Below are 14,989 nucleotides of genomic sequence, written 5' to 3'. Positions count from 1 at the left end.
GGTTATCACTGCACGAGCGTGGTCACGGACTCCGCCGTCACGGCAGGCCAGAGAGTGCCCTGCATCGCGCCAAATTCAAATGACAGGACGCGCTGCAAACTTCCGTGGTCGTCGATCCCGGCCACAATCACCGACTGGCAGTGCGGGGTTATTTGCCAGAGGATCGCGCGCATAAAAGGTTCGAAGGAGAGTTGCGATATGCGCTGTTGAATAAAGTTTTTATCCAGAATGACGCGTTTAAACAGGCCGTCATAAACCGCCTTAAGGGAGGCCGCCCCGGCACCGAAATTAGCCAGCACCAACGGATATCGGATCGCCATCCTTGCCAGATCGAGATCGTCCTTTCCGTTATTTAAACCTGGATAATTCTCATTAACGGTAAACTCCAGGAACGGGTAGCGATCCATTATTGAAACAGCGTTTTCGTTTGTTAATAAAAACTCAACAATTGCAGGTGTAATATTGATCCAAGCAATTAACTGATGCTGAATAAAAAACAGTTTGCAGGTATCGAGCAGTTGCAGTTTTTCATGAAACAGCACCAGCTCATCTTCTTTAGAAAGATGCGGGAGCGCCAGTTCAGTGGGGAAACGGACGTCTGAGCCCACGCCGACAAAGTTAACCATAATCTCAAGCGCTTTAAGCTCTCCTGCGCTATTACGCGCCGGACAGAGTAAAAACTCGGACTGGTAAGCATTATCTAACGTGATAATCATTGTGCTCGGCCTGCGTTATAGATGAGAGTGTACATCCTGGAGCAATTGCTGACACAATTCCACTGCATTGATTTTAATAAGATTGGTTTCATTCGTTCCGTATTAATTTTCAGATTTATCCCTGAATCTAAAATAATTTTATCCTGGTTAAAGCTTAATAGCCAGTTTTAGATAAAACAGACACATACAGAAATATTTAATTCTGAATAAATTTAACTTTAATCACTGAATAACTGAAATCCGGGCCACCTTTTTTTGCGAAGGTGCCCGAACAAAACGCGTGGAAGAATGCGGGTTAAATACGTCTGGCCTGCCAGAAGTTTTTACGCCAGTAGACATTATCCAGAGATGAACGCATCACGCCGCGGCTGGTGGAGGCATGTATGAACTGGTTATCCGTATCATAAATCCCTACATGCAGACCGCTTTCCCCGGAGCCGGTTTTGAAAAACACCAGGTCGCCGGGCAGTAATTCTTCTTTATCGATTTTCGTGCCGATTTCAGCCTGCTTGCGCGTTTCGCGCGGCAGCTGAAGATCGAATTTATCGCGGAAGGTCATCAGCACAAACCCGGAGCAATCCACCCCGCCACGACTCATCCCGCCGTAACGATAGGGCGTACCGCGCCAGTTGCTGAGCTGATCGTTCAGGCTGGCAATCACCGTGATGGAGTCCGACAGCCGCGCGTTCGGTGGAGGCGCGCGATGGCTACTGCATCCCGCAAGAAAGAGCGCCGCTGCAAAGAGAAACCAGAATCGCATTTCAGACGAATCCTCTGCTTTTATTTTTTCTTTCCGTAATTTAGCGTGCAACCGTGTAACCGCGCAAGAAACGGTTAGCCGGACGCCGTGGAGATCAGCATCTTGTGCCCCTCGATATCCAGCCGTCGAAACGCCATATTATAGGCCGCCGCCAGATTTCGTGGCGTCAAGACGCTGTCGCGCGCGCCGCTGGCGATCAGTTTGCCCTTAGAGAGCAGCCAGACGCGGTGCGCGTGGCGCAGCGTATGGTTCAGGTCGTGACTGCTCATGACGACCGCAACGCCCGCTTCGGACAACGCGCTCAGCTGACGGTCCAGCGCCGCCTGCTGCGCCACGTCCAGCCCGCTCATTGGCTCGTCCAGCAGCAGTAACCGCCCCTGCGGGTTGCCCGCCGGGTGGATCTGCAAGATCACCGCGGCCAGGCGCACGCGCTGCCACTCTCCGCCGGAGAGCTGGCTGGCCTGGCGGGACAGTTTATCTTCCAGCCCCAGCGCTGCCGCCACCTCCGTGAGAAGCCCGGTGCGGGTTTTATCATGCAGATGCAGCGTCAGATAGTGCCAGACCGGCATCGCAAAGGGCGGCACCTGCTGTTGCACCAGATAAGCCCGCCGATGCGCCAGCGCCGCGGGCGACCACTCGGCAAGGCTGTGCTCCAGCAGCGCGATCTCCCCCTGCCCGCTTGTCAGCCCGGCCATACGGGCCAGCAGCGTGCTCTTGCCCGCGCCGTTAGGCCCCACCAGATGCAGGATCTCCCCGGCATTAATGGTCGCGGCAATCGGCTCCAGACGCCCCTTCTCGGCAACGTCCGTGAGCTGCATCAGCAGGGTCATTATTTCGCCAGCGCCAGCTTGATAGATTCCATAACGATTGGATCTTCAGGCGTCATGTCCGGTGAAAAACGCTGAACCACCTGGCCGTCGCGGCCGATGAGGAATTTTTCGAAGTTCCACAGGATATCGTCAGGATAGAGCGGCGCGCGGCCTTTGCTCGCCATACGCTCGAAGAAACCACTGCCTTCTGGCGCAACGGCGGTCGGCGCGGCGGTCACCAGTTTTTCATAGAGCGGATGGCGGTTTTCGCCGTTAACGTCGATTTTGCTGAACATCGGGAACGTAACGCCGTAGGTGGTGCTGCAAAACGTTTTGATCTCGTCTTCGCTGCCCGGCTCCTGGCCCAGGAACTGGTTGCACGGGAAGCCCAGCACGGTGAAGCCGTCTTTCTCCCAGGCTTTGTGAATATTCTCCAGCTGTTCGTACTGCGGGGTCAGGCCACATTTAGACGCCACGTTGACGATCAGCAGCACCTTGCCCTTGTAGCCTTCCAGCGTGGTTTTTTCGCCGTCAATGGTGGTCACTTCGGTATTCAAAATATCAGACTGCATAGCATTCCCTCAGGTTGTCTTGCATAGGGTGATTTAACGTCCGGCCTTTAATAGTAGCCAGATAAATACCGGTGCGCCCAGCGTCGCGGTTACGACCCCGATGGGCAGCTCCGCCGCCGTCAGCGCAAGCCGGGCGATAATATCCGCCAGCAGCAGCGTCGCCGCCCCTGCAATCGCGGCGCACGGCAGCAACGTGCGATGATCCGTTACGCCGCAAAGACGCAGCATGTGCGGGATGACCAGACCAATAAAGCCAATAGCCCCGGCCAGCGCCACGCTCACCCCCACCATCCAGCCGATGGCGATAACCAGCACGTTGCGCCATAAACTCATCGACATGCCCAGCTGACGCGCAGAGGTTTCGCCCAGCGCGAGCATGTTCAGCGGCTGCGCCTGAAAACCGGCCCAGAGGATAACCGGAACGAGCAGCACCATCAGCCAGCCCTGACGCCAGTCAACGCCGCCAAATCCGCCCATCATCCAGTACATCAGCTGGCGCAAATCAAAGGAGGTGGAGAAATAGACCGCCCAGGTCATCAGCGCGCTACAGATGATCCCCAGCGCTACCCCGGCCAGCAGCAGGCGGCTGGTGGACAGATGGCGCCTGGCGAAGCGCAGCAGTATCAGCGTAATCACCAGCGCCCCGATAATGGCGCTCAGGCTAATACTCCAGCCGGAGAGCTCGCCGCCGCCCAGCATTACCGCCGCAATCAGCCCTACCCCCGCGCCGTTGGAAACGCCCAGTAAGCCGGGCTCCGCGAGCGGGTTTTCAAACAGCGCCTGCATAATGGTGCCGCACAGCGCCAACGACGCGCCGACCAGGATCACCGCCAGCGTTCGCGGCAGGCGGATTTGCCAGACGAACAGCTGTCCGTCTGCGCCAAACCAGCTTTCCGGCCCAATCCAGCGGTCGCCCGCGCACAGGCTTATCACCGTTGCAATCAGGAGCAACAGCACGAGCACAAGCAGGCTGCGGAGGTCGGACTGGCGCTGGCGATGGGCAAAATCAGGCATGGACATGGTTTTATCAGGATCAGATGTATTTGATTTTACGGTGGGTTTACAACCGTGCAAAGAAAAAAGGCCGCGAATGCGACCTTTTTGGTTAGTTCATATTACTCTGCTTTGGGCGTTGCGTTTTCGACACGGCTTTTTAACTTCTGGCCGGGTCTGAAGGTCACCACGCGGCGGGCTGTAATGGGAATATCTTCCCCCGTCTTCGGGTTACGGCCCGGACGTTGGTTTTTGTCTCGCAAATCAAAATTGCCAAAGCCGGAGAGTTTTACCTGCTCACCATTTTCCAGAGCACGACGGATCTCTTCGAAAAACAGCTCTACCAGCTCTTTAGCATCCCGTTTGCTAAGCCCAAGCTTATCAAACAGATATTCTGACATTTCAGCTTTTGTAAGCGCCATAGGTTCAATCCCTCAATGATGCCTGGAATCGCTCTTTTAATGCCTCTACACATTTGGCGACGGTAGCGGCAATCTCCTCTTCTTCGAGTGTACGGCCGGTATCCTGAAGGATAAGGCTAATAGCAAGGCTCTTGAAACCTTCTGCTACGCCCTTGCCGCGGTACACGTCAAATAAGTTTACGCCAACTACCTGATTTACGCCAACTTTCTTACATTCGGCCAAAATATCTGCTGCCGGTACATTTTCAGCGACCACAACAGCGATATCGCGACGGTTTGCCGGGAAGCGAGAAACATCCTGAGCCTGAGGAATCACGCGGTCTGCAACCGGGTTCCACTCCAGCTCGAACACGATGGTACGGCCGTTCAGGTCAAGTTTGCGTTCCAGTTCCGGGTGGACAACACCAATGAAACCAACGCGTTTGCCCTCTAAATAAATAGCAGCACTTTGACCAGGATGCAGGGCCGGGATCGCTTCTGCACGGAATTCAATTTCGGATAATTTACCGGTCAGATCGAGAACCGCTTCCAGATCGCCCTTCATATCGTAGAAATCAACGGTGCCTTTTGCCAGGTCCCAGTGCTCTTCATAGCGGCTACCGCTAATCGCACCTGCCAGCATGAGATCCTGACGAATGCCCAAATTAGCCTGAGTATCCGGCACAAAGCGCAGACCGCTTTCGAAAATGCGCACACGGTTCTGCTGACGATTCTGGTTGTACACAACCGTGCCCAGCAGCCCCGTCCACAGGGACAGACGCATCGCAGACATTTCGCTAGAGATTGGGCTTGGCAGGATCAGCGCCTCTTCACCCGGGTGGACCAGCTGTTGCAGCTTAGGATCGACGAAGCTGTAGGTAATCACTTCCTGATAGCCTTTGTCGTTCAGCATGGTTTTCACACGCTTCAGGGACAGGTCGGCTTCGCGGTGAGTGCCCATGACCAGGCCCGCCTGCACTGGCTCATCCGGAATGTTGTTGTAGCCGTAGACGCGAGCCACTTCTTCCACCAGGTCTTCTTCGATTTCCATATCGAAACGCCAGCTCGGCGCAACGGCTTTCCACTCGTCCTGACCTTCGGTCACTTCACAGCCCAGACGCGTCAGAATATCGGTGACCTGCGCATCGGCAACGTGGTGACCAATCAGGCGATCCAGCTTGCTGCGACGCAGCGTAATGGTGGCACGCTTAGGCAGCGTAGCTTCATTAGTCACGTCGATAACCGGACCCGCTTCACCGCCGCAGATGTCGATCAGCAGACGCGTGGCACGTTCCATCGCCTTGTACTGCAACGCCGGATCCACGCCGCGCTCGTAGCGGTGAGAAGCATCGGTATGCAGGCCGTGACGACGCGCGCGACCGGTGATGGAGAGCGGGCTGAAGAATGCACATTCCAGCAGCACGTTCTGGGTTTCGTCATTCACGCCGGAATGTTCACCGCCGAAGATGCCGCCCATGGCCAGCGCTTTGCCGTGGTCGGCAATCACCAGGGTATCCGCGTTCAGTTTGGCTTCGCTGCCGTCCAGCAGAACCAGGGTTTCGCCCTCTTTCGCCATACGGACCACAATTCCGCCTTCGATACGATCTTTATCAAACGCGTGCATCGGCTGACCCAGCTCAAGCAGAACGTAGTTGGTTACATCAACCACCGCATCGATAGAGCGGATGCCGCAGCGACGCAGCTTCTCTTTCATCCACAGCGGGGTCGGAGCTTTAACGTTGATGCCCTTAACCACGCGGCCCAGGTAGCGCGGACACGCGTCCGGCGCGTCAACCTGAATCGGCAGCACGTCGCTGATGGTCGCCGCCACCGGCGCGATTTCCGGCGCGTTCAGCCCGGTCTGGTTCAGCACGGCAACGTCGCGCGCCACGCCGATAATTCCCAGGCAGTCCGCACGGTTTGGCGTCACGCTGATTTCGATGGTGTTGTCATCAAGCTTCAGGTATTCGCGGATATCGGTACCGATTGGCGCATCCTGCGGCAGCTCAATGATGCCGCTATGGTCGTCGGAAATACCCAGCTCGGAGAACGAGCACAGCATCCCTTCAGAGGGCTCACCGCGCAGCTTGGCGGCTTTGATTTTGAAATCACCCGGCAGCACGGCACCGACGGTGGCAACCGCCACTTTAAGGCCCTGACGGCAGTTTGGTGCGCCGCAGACGATATCCAGCAGGCGATCGCCGCCCACGTTCACTTTGGTGACGCGCAGTTTGTCGGCGTTCGGATGCTGGCCGCACTCAACCACTTCGCCCACGACCACGCCGTTAAACGCGCCAGCAACCGGCTCAACGCCGTCCACTTCCAGGCCCGCCATGGTGATTTGGTTCGACAGCGCGTCGCTATCGAGAGAGGTGTTCACCCATTCGCGTAACCACAGTTCACTGAATTTCATTGTTCTGTCCTGCCCTTATTTAAACTGTTTGAGGAAACGCAGATCGTTTTCGAAGAATGCGCGCAGATCGGTTACGCCGTAGCGCAGCATGGTCAGACGCTCCATGCCCATGCCGAATGCGAAGCCGGAGTAAACTTCCGGATCAATCCCCACGTTGCGCAGAACGTTTGGATGCACCATGCCGCAGCCCAGCACTTCCAGCCATTTGCCGTTTTTGCCCATCACGTCAACTTCCGCAGACGGTTCCGTGAACGGGAAGTAGGACGGACGGAAACGCACCTGCAAATCTTCTTCAAAGAAGTTGTTCAGGAAGTCGTGCAGCGTCCCTTTCAGGTTGGTGAAGCTGATGTTTTTATCAACAATCAGACCTTCCATCTGGTGGAACATTGGAGTGTGGGTCTGGTCGTAATCGTTACGATAGACGCGGCCCGGCGCGATGATGCGGATCGGCGGTTCCTGGTCTTTCATAGTACGGATCTGCACGCCAGAGGTCTGGGTGCGCAGCAGACGCGTTGCGTCAAACCAGAAAGTGTCGTGGTCAGCACGTGCCGGATGATGGCCTGGAATGTTCAGGGCATCGAAGTTGTGGTAATCATCTTCGATTTCCGGGCCAGTCGCCACGGTAAAGCCGAGCTCACCGAAGAAACTTTCAATACGATCGATGGTACGGGTGACCGGATGCAGGCCGCCGTTTTCGATACGACGGCCAGGCAGAGAAACGTCGATGGTCTCTTCAGCCAGACGCGCATTCAGCGCCGCGCTTTCCAGAGCGGATTTGCGCGCGTTCAGCGCCTGCTGAACCTGCTCTTTCGCTTCGTTAATCACCGCACCCGCTGCCGGACGCTCTTCCGCTGGCAGTTCACGCAGGGTAGTCATTTGAAGGGTCAGGTGCCCTTTCTTGCCCAGATATTCGACGCGGACGTTGTCTAACGCGGCAACATCTGAGGCCTGGTTAATGGCGGCCGTTGCACTGGCAACCAGCTCTGCGAGATGTGACATGGTTTTCCTCATTATGTCGGTGCAGACACCGATTTGGTGGACTTATTCTCTCGAATTTAGGCACAAAAAAAGCCTCCATCGGGAGGCTTATCTGGCGCTGTTTTTCGTTTCATCTTTCACGCGCTAGCCTCCTGAGTTCAGGTGCTAAAGTAAAAGAAGAAGCGGAAAATAGCAGCATTCATGCTTGCGTTACCTTGTGTGGTAAAACCGTTAAAACCGTATTGAAAAGCCTGCACGGGTAAATGTCAATGTTCTGCTCTGGTATACCCTAAATAATTCAAGTTGTAACAAGGCGGCAAGTAAGAGAATCCTCAGGAGCTTACATCAGTAAGTGACTGGGGTGAACGAACGCAGCCAACGCAGGTACGGCTTGAAGTATGACGGGTATAACAAAAGAGGGAGCAAAGCCCCCTCTTTCAACTGGCTTATGCCAGTGCTGCTTTCGCTTTTTCGACCAGAGCGGTGAACGCTACTTTGTCGAATACTGCGATGTCAGCCAGGATCTTACGGTCGATTTCAACAGAGGCTTTTTTCAGGCCGTTGATGAATTTGCTGTAAGAAATACCGTTCTGACGTGCTGCTGCGTTGATACGCGCAATCCACAGTTGACGGAACTGACGCTTACGCTGACGACGGTCACGGTAAGCGTACTGACCTGCTTTGATAACAGCCTGGAAGGCAACGCGGTAAACGCGTGAACGCGCACCGTAGTAGCCTTTAGCTTGTTTCAAAATTTTCTTGTGACGTGCACGTGCAATTACACCACGTTTTACGCGAGCCATATGTGCTCTCCTGTATCTATATTCTTAGTAAAAAAATTAAACGTTAACGGCTTATGCGTACGGCAGGCACGCGATTACCAGACCCAGATCGCCTTTAGAAACAAGGCCTTTTGGACGCAGGTGACGTTTACGCTTAGTAGATTTTTTGGTCAGAATATGACGCAGGTTTGCGTGCTTACGCTTAAATCCACCACCACCGGTTTTTTTGAAGCGCTTAGCAGCACCGCGTACGGTCTTAATTTTTGGCATCTTAATAACTTCCACTTCGCATTGTTAAATAAACGAAACATAGGCGAACAAAACCTATGAAGCCCGAAGGCTCCACAGATTTTGCTGCTTGAAGGCCTTACTGTTTCTTCTTAGGAGCGAGCACCATGATCATCTGGCGGCCTTCGATCTTCGTAGGGAAGGATTCGACTACTGCCAGTTCACTCAGATCGTCACGGACGCGGTTAAGCACTTCCATACCGATCTGTTGGTGGGCCATCTCACGACCGCGGAAACGCAGTGTGATCTTGGCCTTATCGCCATCTTCCAGAAAGCGAATCAGGCTGCGGAGTTTTACCTGATAATCGCCATCGTCGGTACCAGGACGGAATTTGATTTCCTTAACCTGGATAACTTTTTGTTTCTTCTTCTGTTCCTTAGAAGACTTACTTTTTTCATAAAGGAACTTGCCGTAGTCCATGATACGACAAACTGGCGGTTCGGCGTTAGGGCTGATTTCAACTAAATCTACTCCAGCTTCTTCAGCTTTTTCGATCGCTTCTCTCAGACTCACAATTCCCAGAGGCTCACCTTCCAGATCTGTTAAGCGAACTTCCTGGGCGCGAATCTCGCCATTGATACGATTCGGACGTGCCGTTTGAACTCGTTTTCCGCCTTTAATACCTTATTCCTCCAGTTGTTGAAGACTGCGGCTGCGAATCTCTTGTTGCAGCTTCTCAATCACTTCACTTACGTCCAGGCTCCCCAGGTCTTTACCACGGCGGGTGCGAACGGCAACTTTGCCTGCTTCCACCTCTTTATCACCACAGACCAACATATACGGGACACGACGTAAAGTGTGCTCGCGGATTTTAAAGCCAATCTTCTCATTTCTCAAGTCCGCTTTTACGCGAATGCCCGCATTTTGTAGTTTCTGCGTCAATTCTTTAACGTAATCGGCCTGAGAATCGGTAATGTTCATCACCACTACCTGCACTGGCGCAAGCCAGGTTGGGAAGAAGCCCGCGAACTCTTCGGTCAGGATGCCGATGAAGCGCTCCAGAGAACCGAGAATCGCACGGTGAATCATAACCGGTACCTGACGCTCGTTGTCTTCGCCAACATAAGAGGCGCTTAAACGCTGCGGCAGGGAGAAGTCCAGCTGTACAGTACCGCACTGCCATGCGCGATCGAGGCAGTCATACAGGGTAAATTCAATTTTCGGACCGTAGAATGCGCCCTCGCCCAGCTGATACTCAAACGGAATACCGTTCTCTTCCAGCGCTACGGCGAGATCCGCCTCTGCACGATCCCAGGTCTCATCGCTACCGATACGTTTTTCCGGGCGAGTCGACAGCTTGACGACGATTTTCTCGAAGCCAAAGGTGCTGTACATATCGTAGACCATACGGATACAAGCGTTAACTTCATCACGTACCTGATCTTCAGTACAGAAGATATGTGCATCATCCTGCGTAAAGCCACGAACGCGCATCAGACCGTGCAGCGCACCTGATGGCTCGTTACGGTGGCAGCTACCAAACTCTGCCATACGCAGCGGCAGGTCACGGTAGGATTTCAGACCCTGGTTGAAGATCTGAACGTGTCCCGGGCAGTTCATTGGCTTGATGCAGTATTCACGGTTCTCAGATGAGGTGGTGAACATCGCATCTTTGTAGTTGTCCCAGTGGCCGGTTTTTTCCCACAGCACACGGTCCATCATGAACGGGCCTTTCACTTCCTGATACTGGTACTCTTTCAGCTTAGAGCGTACGAAGGTTTCCAGTTCACGGAAGATAGTCCAGCCGTCGTTATGCCAGAACACCATACCCGGCGCCTCTTCCTGCATGTGATACAGGTCGAGCTGTTTACCGATTTTACGGTGGTCACGCTTCGCCGCTTCTTCCAGGCGTTGCAGGTACGCGTTCAGGGCTTTTTTATCGGCCCAGGCGGTACCATAAATGCGCTGCAACATTTTGTTGTTACTGTCGCCGCGCCAGTAAGCGCCCGCGATTTTCATCAGCTTGAAGTGATGGCAGAAACGCATGTTCGGCACGTGCGGCCCGCGGCACATGTCGATGTATTCTTCGTGATGGTACAAGCCAGGCTTGTCATCATGAGAGATATTTTCGTCAAGAATAGAGACTTTATAGCTCTCGCCACGCTTCACGAAGGTTTCACGCGCTTCGTGCCAGCTGACTTTCTTCTTAACGACATCGTAGTTCGTTTCGGCGAGCTCGTGCATACGTTTTTCGAGCGCGTCGATATCTTCCTGGGTCAGGGTATGATCAAGGTCAACGTCATAGTAGAAGCCGTTGTCGATGACCGGGCCGATTGCCATTTTGGTGTTTGGCCACAGCTGCTTGATTGCATGACCTAACAGGTGCGCACAGGAGTGACGAATGATCTCCAGACCTTCTTCGTCTTTCGCTGTGATGATAGACAGCGTCGCATCGCTTTCGATCGGGTCGGAAGCGTCAACCAGTTCGCCATTCACACGGCCAGCAATGGTCGCTTTTGCGAGGCCAGGACCGATGTCCAGGGCTACATCCATTGGGCTTACTGCGTGGTCGTATTGGCGTTGGCTGCCATCAGGAAGAGTAATTACAGGCATTTTATATCCTTATTTGCAGTGATGCCCCACACATAAGAGCATATACAAAGAAAATAATCGATGTTTAACAATAGATTACGAAACCATCTGACCAACAATCGTCAAATTGGCCCGTCATCATGCACCCGGGAAATCAGACAAAGCCTGATTTACGCAAGGCCTTGCAATGTTAACACTAACAAAAGGGAGATTGCACCCTCTGGCGCAGACAGAAGTATCTGGTTCTTCTTCATGAGCCTGCACGGGTTCGCCTCCGGACCGCTCGCATTTCAACGATGCCGGGCTATTCTTGTACAGGTCTTAAACCTGAAGGGGCACAACATGAACGTATCCAGTAGAACCGTCGTGATATTGAACATACTTTCAGCCACCGGTTTATTGCTCATCCTCGCCGAAAGATTCAGCTGGTTTTAACCCAGTAAGTTAAACGTTGCATAACCTAATCGCCAGGATAATGCGCATTGCACCCTTTCCTTTGGTACACTGACATTATCAACTGACAAGGATTAGGTTATGCCAACGAAACGATTTGCCGTGAAACACTGGAAAATGGTGCTGGTGCTAATTGCTATCTGCGGGGCAATGCTGTTGTTGCGCTGGGCAGCAATGATCTGGGGTTAAGACAATCGTAACGGAAATAAAATAAATAAACGCCTTTACCGAATAAACCATTTCGGTGAAGGTTTTGTCAATTCGCCCTACGAATAATGAATGAACCAGAATTATCTTTACAGAAATACAGGCCGGAAAAACCGGTACAGCACACTCCGGTTTTCGGCGGGTCAGGTTATTGGTTTAGGGCAATAACAAAACGGCGCGACGCGATCAGGACCACTCGCCCGCCACCAGCTTATGCACGTCGAAGGCGTCATTCATTGACTGGCCGGTAGACTGGGAGCCCGGGGCGATGTTAGAGCCAGCCTCAACGTCAGATGCATGGGTAATACCAATTTGAGTCGTGGCGTTACTGGCAGGTGTAGCGACGTTATCAGCAGCGAAAACGCCAAAAGAAAGTGCAGAAAGCACAACAGCTGCTGTAGCGGTTTTGATTTTTTTCATAATGATTATTCTCTTACTTAATTAATGCAGAACGACTTAAGGCAATAAGCTGCCTGTGATAAGAGTGTAGATCCAGATCACACTTTTGCCCAGAGCAATTATTTATCAATTCGTGTCAAATAAAAGAATTGTGTATCGCTGAGATGAACTATGGAGAAATTAAGGAGATATCTTTAGACCAATTATTTTAAAACGCCGTTTAAAATAAAATAGCACAATTACGGAAAATAAAAAAAGGGCCGAGTTTATTTCGGCCCTCGAGAAATTACATTTTGTAGCCCAGAGAAATCGTGGTTCTGCGATCGGTGTGATCCGGTGCAGTATCAGGAGGAGAAGAGTTCCAGGTCACGTTGTACGCCACTTTTAAACCGAAGTGTTCGTTGATGGCAACGTTCAGTGCGGTTTCAGAGTTCAGCGTGGTGTCGTCGGCGCCAAACACAGAAACGCCCTGCGTAAATTTGGTGTTGTCGGTCATCTGCCAGGCATAGGTGCCGGACGCGTAACCCAGCGGCTGCGTTTTGGTATCGCCATCGGTGTACTCGTCGTAACGTACGCCCGGACCGAATTCAAAACGGAAGCTGTGGACCGGGCCGTTCAGGAACTGACGACCATAACCCGCGGTGAAGACATCGCGCTGGCGATAGCCGTTGTAGCGGTCGGTTAACCAGCTTGCCTGACCGAACAGGTAGTCATAATCGGTCATGTTGTAACGGCTACGGCCACCGACGGCGTATTTCTCGGAAGAACGTTCGTCGTTAGCGGAGGTGTTGCTGGCGTTACCCCACAGTGACCAGGCGGTATTGCTACCGTACCAGGTCAGCGTGCTGTCTGCCGTCAGCGAAGAGCTTTTCGTGTTACCAGATTGCGCCAGATACCCTGCGTTGAGGTTACCTTCAAAGGGTTTTTGCGCCGTGGTGGGATCGTCCATGACAGTAAAAACGGAATCATCGGCGCATGCATTCATTGACGCAAACACGCCACCCGCCATCATCAGTGCTGCGGGTACTGTCTTCAAAAGCTTCATTTTATTAAGGAGTCCGTACAACAAAAAAAGAGACCATCACGGTCCCGGAAACTTTCTTGAGGATCAATGACAAGGCGTCCAGAGAAAGGTAACAAATTATAAAAAGCCGCAAATAACATAGCAATGATTTCTTATTTCATTTTTTGAATAAGAACGATCCCAAAACGATTTTTAATTTATAAAACCAAAACCTGATTTTTGTCAGTATTCATATTTAAAATCATACTGTTATTTACTTTTCCTTACGGGCATTTAGTGCCAGGCTTACTGAAGCCCATACTAAATGGAGGTAATGATGGTTTCTATTTATACCTTAACGCTCTCCCCTTCCCTCGACTCCGCCACCCAGACGCCGCAAATCTATCCGGAAGGTAAACTGCGCTGTAGCTCGCCGGTGTTTGAACCCGGCGGCGGCGGCATCAACGTGGCGCGCGCCATTACCCATCTCGGCGGAAAGGCGACGGCGATTTTTCCTGCCGGTGGCGCCACGGGTGAGCATCTGGTCGCCCTGCTCGCGGATGAGAAGGTCGCGGTCTCGACCGTTGACGCGCAGGACTGGACCCGCCAGAACCTGCACGTGCACGTCAGCTCAAGCGGCGAGCAGTACCGTTTTGTGATGCCCGGCGCGAAGCTCAGCGAAGATGAATTTCGCCAGCTTGAAGAGAAAGTGTTAGCCATTGAGAGTGGTGCGCTGCTGGTGATCAGCGGCAGCCTGCCGCCCGGCGTTAAAACTGAAAAACTGACGCAGCTTATCCGCGCCGTTCAGCAGCGCGGGATCCGCTGTATCGTCGACAGCTCCGGCGATGCGCTGATGGCTGCTCTGGAACCCGGCCAGCTTGAACTGGTTAAGCCTAACCAGAAAGAGCTCAGCGCGCTGGTCAACCGCGAGCTGACCCAGCCGGACGACGTGCGCACCGCCGCGCAGGAGCTGGTGAAGAGTGGTAAAGCGCTGCGCGTAGTGGTTTCGCTGGGTCCGCAGGGGGCGTTAGCCGTGGATGAAAGTGGTTTTGCGCAGGTGGTTCCACCGCCGATGAAAAGCCAGAGCACCGTCGGCGCGGGTGACAGCATGGTCGGCGCAATGGCGCTGAAGCTGGCGCAGGGGGCGTCTTTGCTGGAAATGACCCGCTACGGCGTCGCCGCCGGTAGCGCGGCCACCATTAATCAGGGTACGCGGCTCTGTTCCCTTGCGGATACGCAAAAAATCGTCGATTACCTGTCGCAAAACTGACCCGGTCTCCCCTCTTTCCCGGAGGGGAAACGCCGCGGGAGGTCGCCAAACGCGCGCCATCGACTATGCTAAGAAAACTTTCATGATAACAACGAGGTGAAAAATGAGCAGTGGGGACATTACGCGCTACGTGGTCACCGTTAATTTCCACGAGGGATCGCTGACCGATTTGAACGAAATCAACAACGCCTTTAGCCGCGCCAATTTTTTACTGACCATGACGGATGAAGAAGGCACCGTCCATGAGCTGGGCCCGCTGACCTTTGGGCTGATCAGCGCCTTTTCCCGGGAGGAGGTCTCTACGATGGCAACCGGTCTGGTGGAAAGCGCCACCGATAAGTCGGCAGAAATTGACGTAGATACCTGGGAAACCTGGAAGAAGAAAGAACAATAAGTGCCTTCCTCCGATCGA

At 53.3% G+C, this 14,989-nt stretch carries 19 protein-coding genes and 1 other annotated feature; of the genes, 4 read left to right on the top strand and 15 right to left on the bottom strand.

All coding sequences use genetic code 11. The features are described from left to right. Positions 1-5: 5 nt before the first annotated feature. The 13 genes from ACSVHP_RS00520 to thrS all read right to left on the bottom strand — a co-directional run bounded on the left by ACSVHP_RS00520 (position 6) and on the right by thrS (position 11,266). Positions 6-716 (bottom strand): EAL domain-containing protein, encoded by a 711-nt coding sequence (locus ACSVHP_RS00520; protein ID WP_447550616.1) that lies wholly within the window; start codon positions 714-716, stop codon positions 6-8. 295 nt (positions 717-1,011) lie between these two features. Continuing rightward, positions 1,012-1,476: an NlpC/P60 family protein gene (locus ACSVHP_RS00515; RefSeq protein ID WP_234673669.1), complete on the bottom strand. Its 465-nt coding sequence runs from the start codon at positions 1,474-1,476 to the stop codon at positions 1,012-1,014. Positions 1,477-1,550: 74 nt separating this feature from the next. After that, on the bottom strand, positions 1,551-2,306 hold the full coding sequence (btuD, locus tag ACSVHP_RS00510; RefSeq protein WP_447550615.1) for a vitamin B12 ABC transporter ATP-binding protein BtuD: 756 nt from the start codon (positions 2,304-2,306) through the stop codon (positions 1,551-1,553). Further along, positions 2,306-2,857: a glutathione peroxidase gene (locus tag ACSVHP_RS00505; protein ID WP_234673671.1), complete on the bottom strand. Its 552-nt coding sequence runs from the start codon at positions 2,855-2,857 to the stop codon at positions 2,306-2,308. The genes btuD and ACSVHP_RS00505 overlap by 1 nt, the downstream gene beginning before the upstream one ends. A gap of 33 nt (positions 2,858-2,890) precedes the next feature. Beyond that, positions 2,891-3,871, bottom strand: a complete 981-nt coding sequence (btuC, locus tag ACSVHP_RS00500) for a vitamin B12 ABC transporter permease BtuC (protein WP_447550864.1) — start codon at positions 3,869-3,871, stop codon at positions 2,891-2,893. A 101-nt stretch (positions 3,872-3,972) separates the two neighbouring features. Next, the gene (gene ihfA, locus ACSVHP_RS00495) at positions 3,973-4,272 is read right to left on the bottom strand and encodes an integration host factor subunit alpha (protein WP_003857805.1); all 300 of its coding nucleotides are present in this window, start codon (positions 4,270-4,272) and stop codon (positions 3,973-3,975) included. 4 nt (positions 4,273-4,276) lie between these two features. Continuing rightward, positions 4,277-6,664: a phenylalanine--tRNA ligase subunit beta gene (pheT, locus tag ACSVHP_RS00490; protein WP_447550614.1), complete on the bottom strand. Its 2,388-nt coding sequence runs from the start codon at positions 6,662-6,664 to the stop codon at positions 4,277-4,279. A 15-nt stretch (positions 6,665-6,679) separates the two neighbouring features. Beyond that, positions 6,680-7,663, bottom strand: a complete 984-nt coding sequence (gene pheS / locus ACSVHP_RS00485) for a phenylalanine--tRNA ligase subunit alpha (RefSeq protein ID WP_234673673.1) — start codon at positions 7,661-7,663, stop codon at positions 6,680-6,682. 62 nt (positions 7,664-7,725) lie between these two features. Further along, positions 7,726-7,850: a sequence feature (Phe leader region), on the bottom strand. Continuing rightward, entirely contained in the window at positions 7,801-7,845 is a 45-nt protein-coding gene (gene pheM, locus ACSVHP_RS00480; RefSeq protein WP_001386830.1) for a pheST operon leader peptide PheM, read from the bottom strand. It overlaps the preceding feature by 45 nt. Before the next feature lie 238 nt (positions 7,851-8,088). Beyond that, positions 8,089-8,445: a 50S ribosomal protein L20 gene (rplT, locus tag ACSVHP_RS00475; RefSeq protein WP_000124850.1), complete on the bottom strand. Its 357-nt coding sequence runs from the start codon at positions 8,443-8,445 to the stop codon at positions 8,089-8,091. 51 nt (positions 8,446-8,496) lie between these two features. Then, positions 8,497-8,694 carry a 50S ribosomal protein L35 gene (gene rpmI, locus ACSVHP_RS00470; RefSeq protein ID WP_003030583.1) on the bottom strand — a complete coding sequence of 66 codons (198 nt, stop codon included), beginning with the start codon at positions 8,692-8,694 and terminating at the stop codon, positions 8,497-8,499. Positions 8,695-8,791: 97 nt separating this feature from the next. Further along, positions 8,792-9,334, bottom strand: a complete 543-nt coding sequence (infC, locus tag ACSVHP_RS00465; protein ID WP_014069901.1) for a translation initiation factor IF-3 — start codon at positions 9,332-9,334, stop codon at positions 8,792-8,794. 3 nt (positions 9,335-9,337) lie between these two features. Then, on the bottom strand, positions 9,338-11,266 hold the full coding sequence (gene thrS, locus ACSVHP_RS00460) for a threonine--tRNA ligase (protein ID WP_234673674.1): 1,929 nt from the start codon (positions 11,264-11,266) through the stop codon (positions 9,338-9,340). A gap of 60 nt (positions 11,267-11,326) precedes the next feature. Between thrS and yncL the strand changes: the two genes are divergently transcribed. Then, entirely contained in the window at positions 11,327-11,680 is a 354-nt protein-coding gene (gene yncL, locus ACSVHP_RS00455) for a stress response membrane protein YncL (protein ID WP_447550613.1), read from the top strand. Positions 11,681-11,779: 99 nt separating this feature from the next. After that, positions 11,780-11,887: a small membrane protein YniD gene (gene yniD, locus ACSVHP_RS00450; protein ID WP_008500658.1), complete on the top strand. Its 108-nt coding sequence runs from the start codon at positions 11,780-11,782 to the stop codon at positions 11,885-11,887. Positions 11,888-12,091: 204 nt separating this feature from the next. Here yniD and ACSVHP_RS00445 read toward each other — a convergent pair whose 3' ends face one another. Beyond that, positions 12,092-12,325, bottom strand: coding sequence for a hypothetical protein (locus tag ACSVHP_RS00445; protein WP_234673676.1), 234 nt, complete (start codon positions 12,323-12,325; stop codon positions 12,092-12,094). Between the two features lie 265 nt (positions 12,326-12,590). Further along, positions 12,591-13,349, bottom strand: coding sequence for a DUF481 domain-containing protein (locus ACSVHP_RS00440; RefSeq protein ID WP_234673677.1), 759 nt, complete (start codon positions 13,347-13,349; stop codon positions 12,591-12,593). Positions 13,350-13,644: 295 nt separating this feature from the next. Between ACSVHP_RS00440 and pfkB the strand changes: the two genes are divergently transcribed. Together pfkB and ghoS are read left to right on the top strand one after the other, a co-directional pair. Then, on the top strand, positions 13,645-14,577 hold the full coding sequence (gene pfkB, locus ACSVHP_RS00435) for a 6-phosphofructokinase II (protein ID WP_447550863.1): 933 nt from the start codon (positions 13,645-13,647) through the stop codon (positions 14,575-14,577). 103 nt (positions 14,578-14,680) lie between these two features. Next, entirely contained in the window at positions 14,681-14,971 is a 291-nt protein-coding gene (gene ghoS, locus ACSVHP_RS00430; RefSeq protein ID WP_234673678.1) for a type V toxin-antitoxin system endoribonuclease antitoxin GhoS, read from the top strand. Positions 14,972-14,989: the final 18 nt, after the last annotated feature.

The sequence above is a fragment of the Enterobacter sp. 186315 genome, assembly GCF_053290175.1.
Note: the sequence above shows the minus strand (reverse complement) of the source record. Positions and strands in the feature narration are given on the sequence as shown.

Coding starts and splice junctions, on each gene's coding strand:
- ACSVHP_RS00520 (WP_447550616.1), bottom strand. CDS start 716: ATGATTATCACGTTAGATAATGCTTACCAGTCCGAGTTTTTACTCTGT.
- ACSVHP_RS00515 (WP_234673669.1), bottom strand. CDS start 1,476: ATGCGATTCTGGTTTCTCTTTGCAGCGGCGCTCTTTCTTGCGGGATGC.
- btuD (WP_447550615.1), bottom strand. CDS start 2,306: ATGACCCTGCTGATGCAGCTCACGGACGTTGCCGAGAAGGGGCGTCTG.
- ACSVHP_RS00505 (WP_234673671.1), bottom strand. CDS start 2,857: ATGCAGTCTGATATTTTGAATACCGAAGTGACCACCATTGACGGCGAA.
- btuC (WP_447550864.1), bottom strand. CDS start 3,871: ATGCCTGATTTTGCCCATCGCCAGCGCCAGTCCGACCTCCGCAGCCTG.
- ihfA (WP_003857805.1), bottom strand. CDS start 4,272: ATGGCGCTTACAAAAGCTGAAATGTCAGAATATCTGTTTGATAAGCTT.
- pheT (WP_447550614.1), bottom strand. CDS start 6,664: ATGAAATTCAGTGAACTGTGGTTACGCGAATGGGTGAACACCTCTCTC.
- pheS (WP_234673673.1), bottom strand. CDS start 7,663: ATGTCACATCTCGCAGAGCTGGTTGCCAGTGCAACGGCCGCCATTAAC.
- rplT (WP_000124850.1), bottom strand. CDS start 8,445: ATGGCTCGCGTAAAACGTGGTGTAATTGCACGTGCACGTCACAAGAAA.
- rpmI (WP_003030583.1), bottom strand. CDS start 8,694: ATGCCAAAAATTAAGACCGTACGCGGTGCTGCTAAGCGCTTCAAAAAA.
- thrS (WP_234673674.1), bottom strand. CDS start 11,266: ATGCCTGTAATTACTCTTCCTGATGGCAGCCAACGCCAATACGACCAC.
- yncL (WP_447550613.1), top strand. CDS start 11,327: ATGTTTAACAATAGATTACGAAACCATCTGACCAACAATCGTCAAATT.
- yniD (WP_008500658.1), top strand. CDS start 11,780: ATGCCAACGAAACGATTTGCCGTGAAACACTGGAAAATGGTGCTGGTG.
- ACSVHP_RS00445 (WP_234673676.1), bottom strand. CDS start 12,325: ATGAAAAAAATCAAAACCGCTACAGCAGCTGTTGTGCTTTCTGCACTT.
- ACSVHP_RS00440 (WP_234673677.1), bottom strand. CDS start 13,349: ATGAAGCTTTTGAAGACAGTACCCGCAGCACTGATGATGGCGGGTGGC.
- pfkB (WP_447550863.1), top strand. CDS start 13,645: ATGGTTTCTATTTATACCTTAACGCTCTCCCCTTCCCTCGACTCCGCC.
- ghoS (WP_234673678.1), top strand. CDS start 14,681: ATGAGCAGTGGGGACATTACGCGCTACGTGGTCACCGTTAATTTCCAC.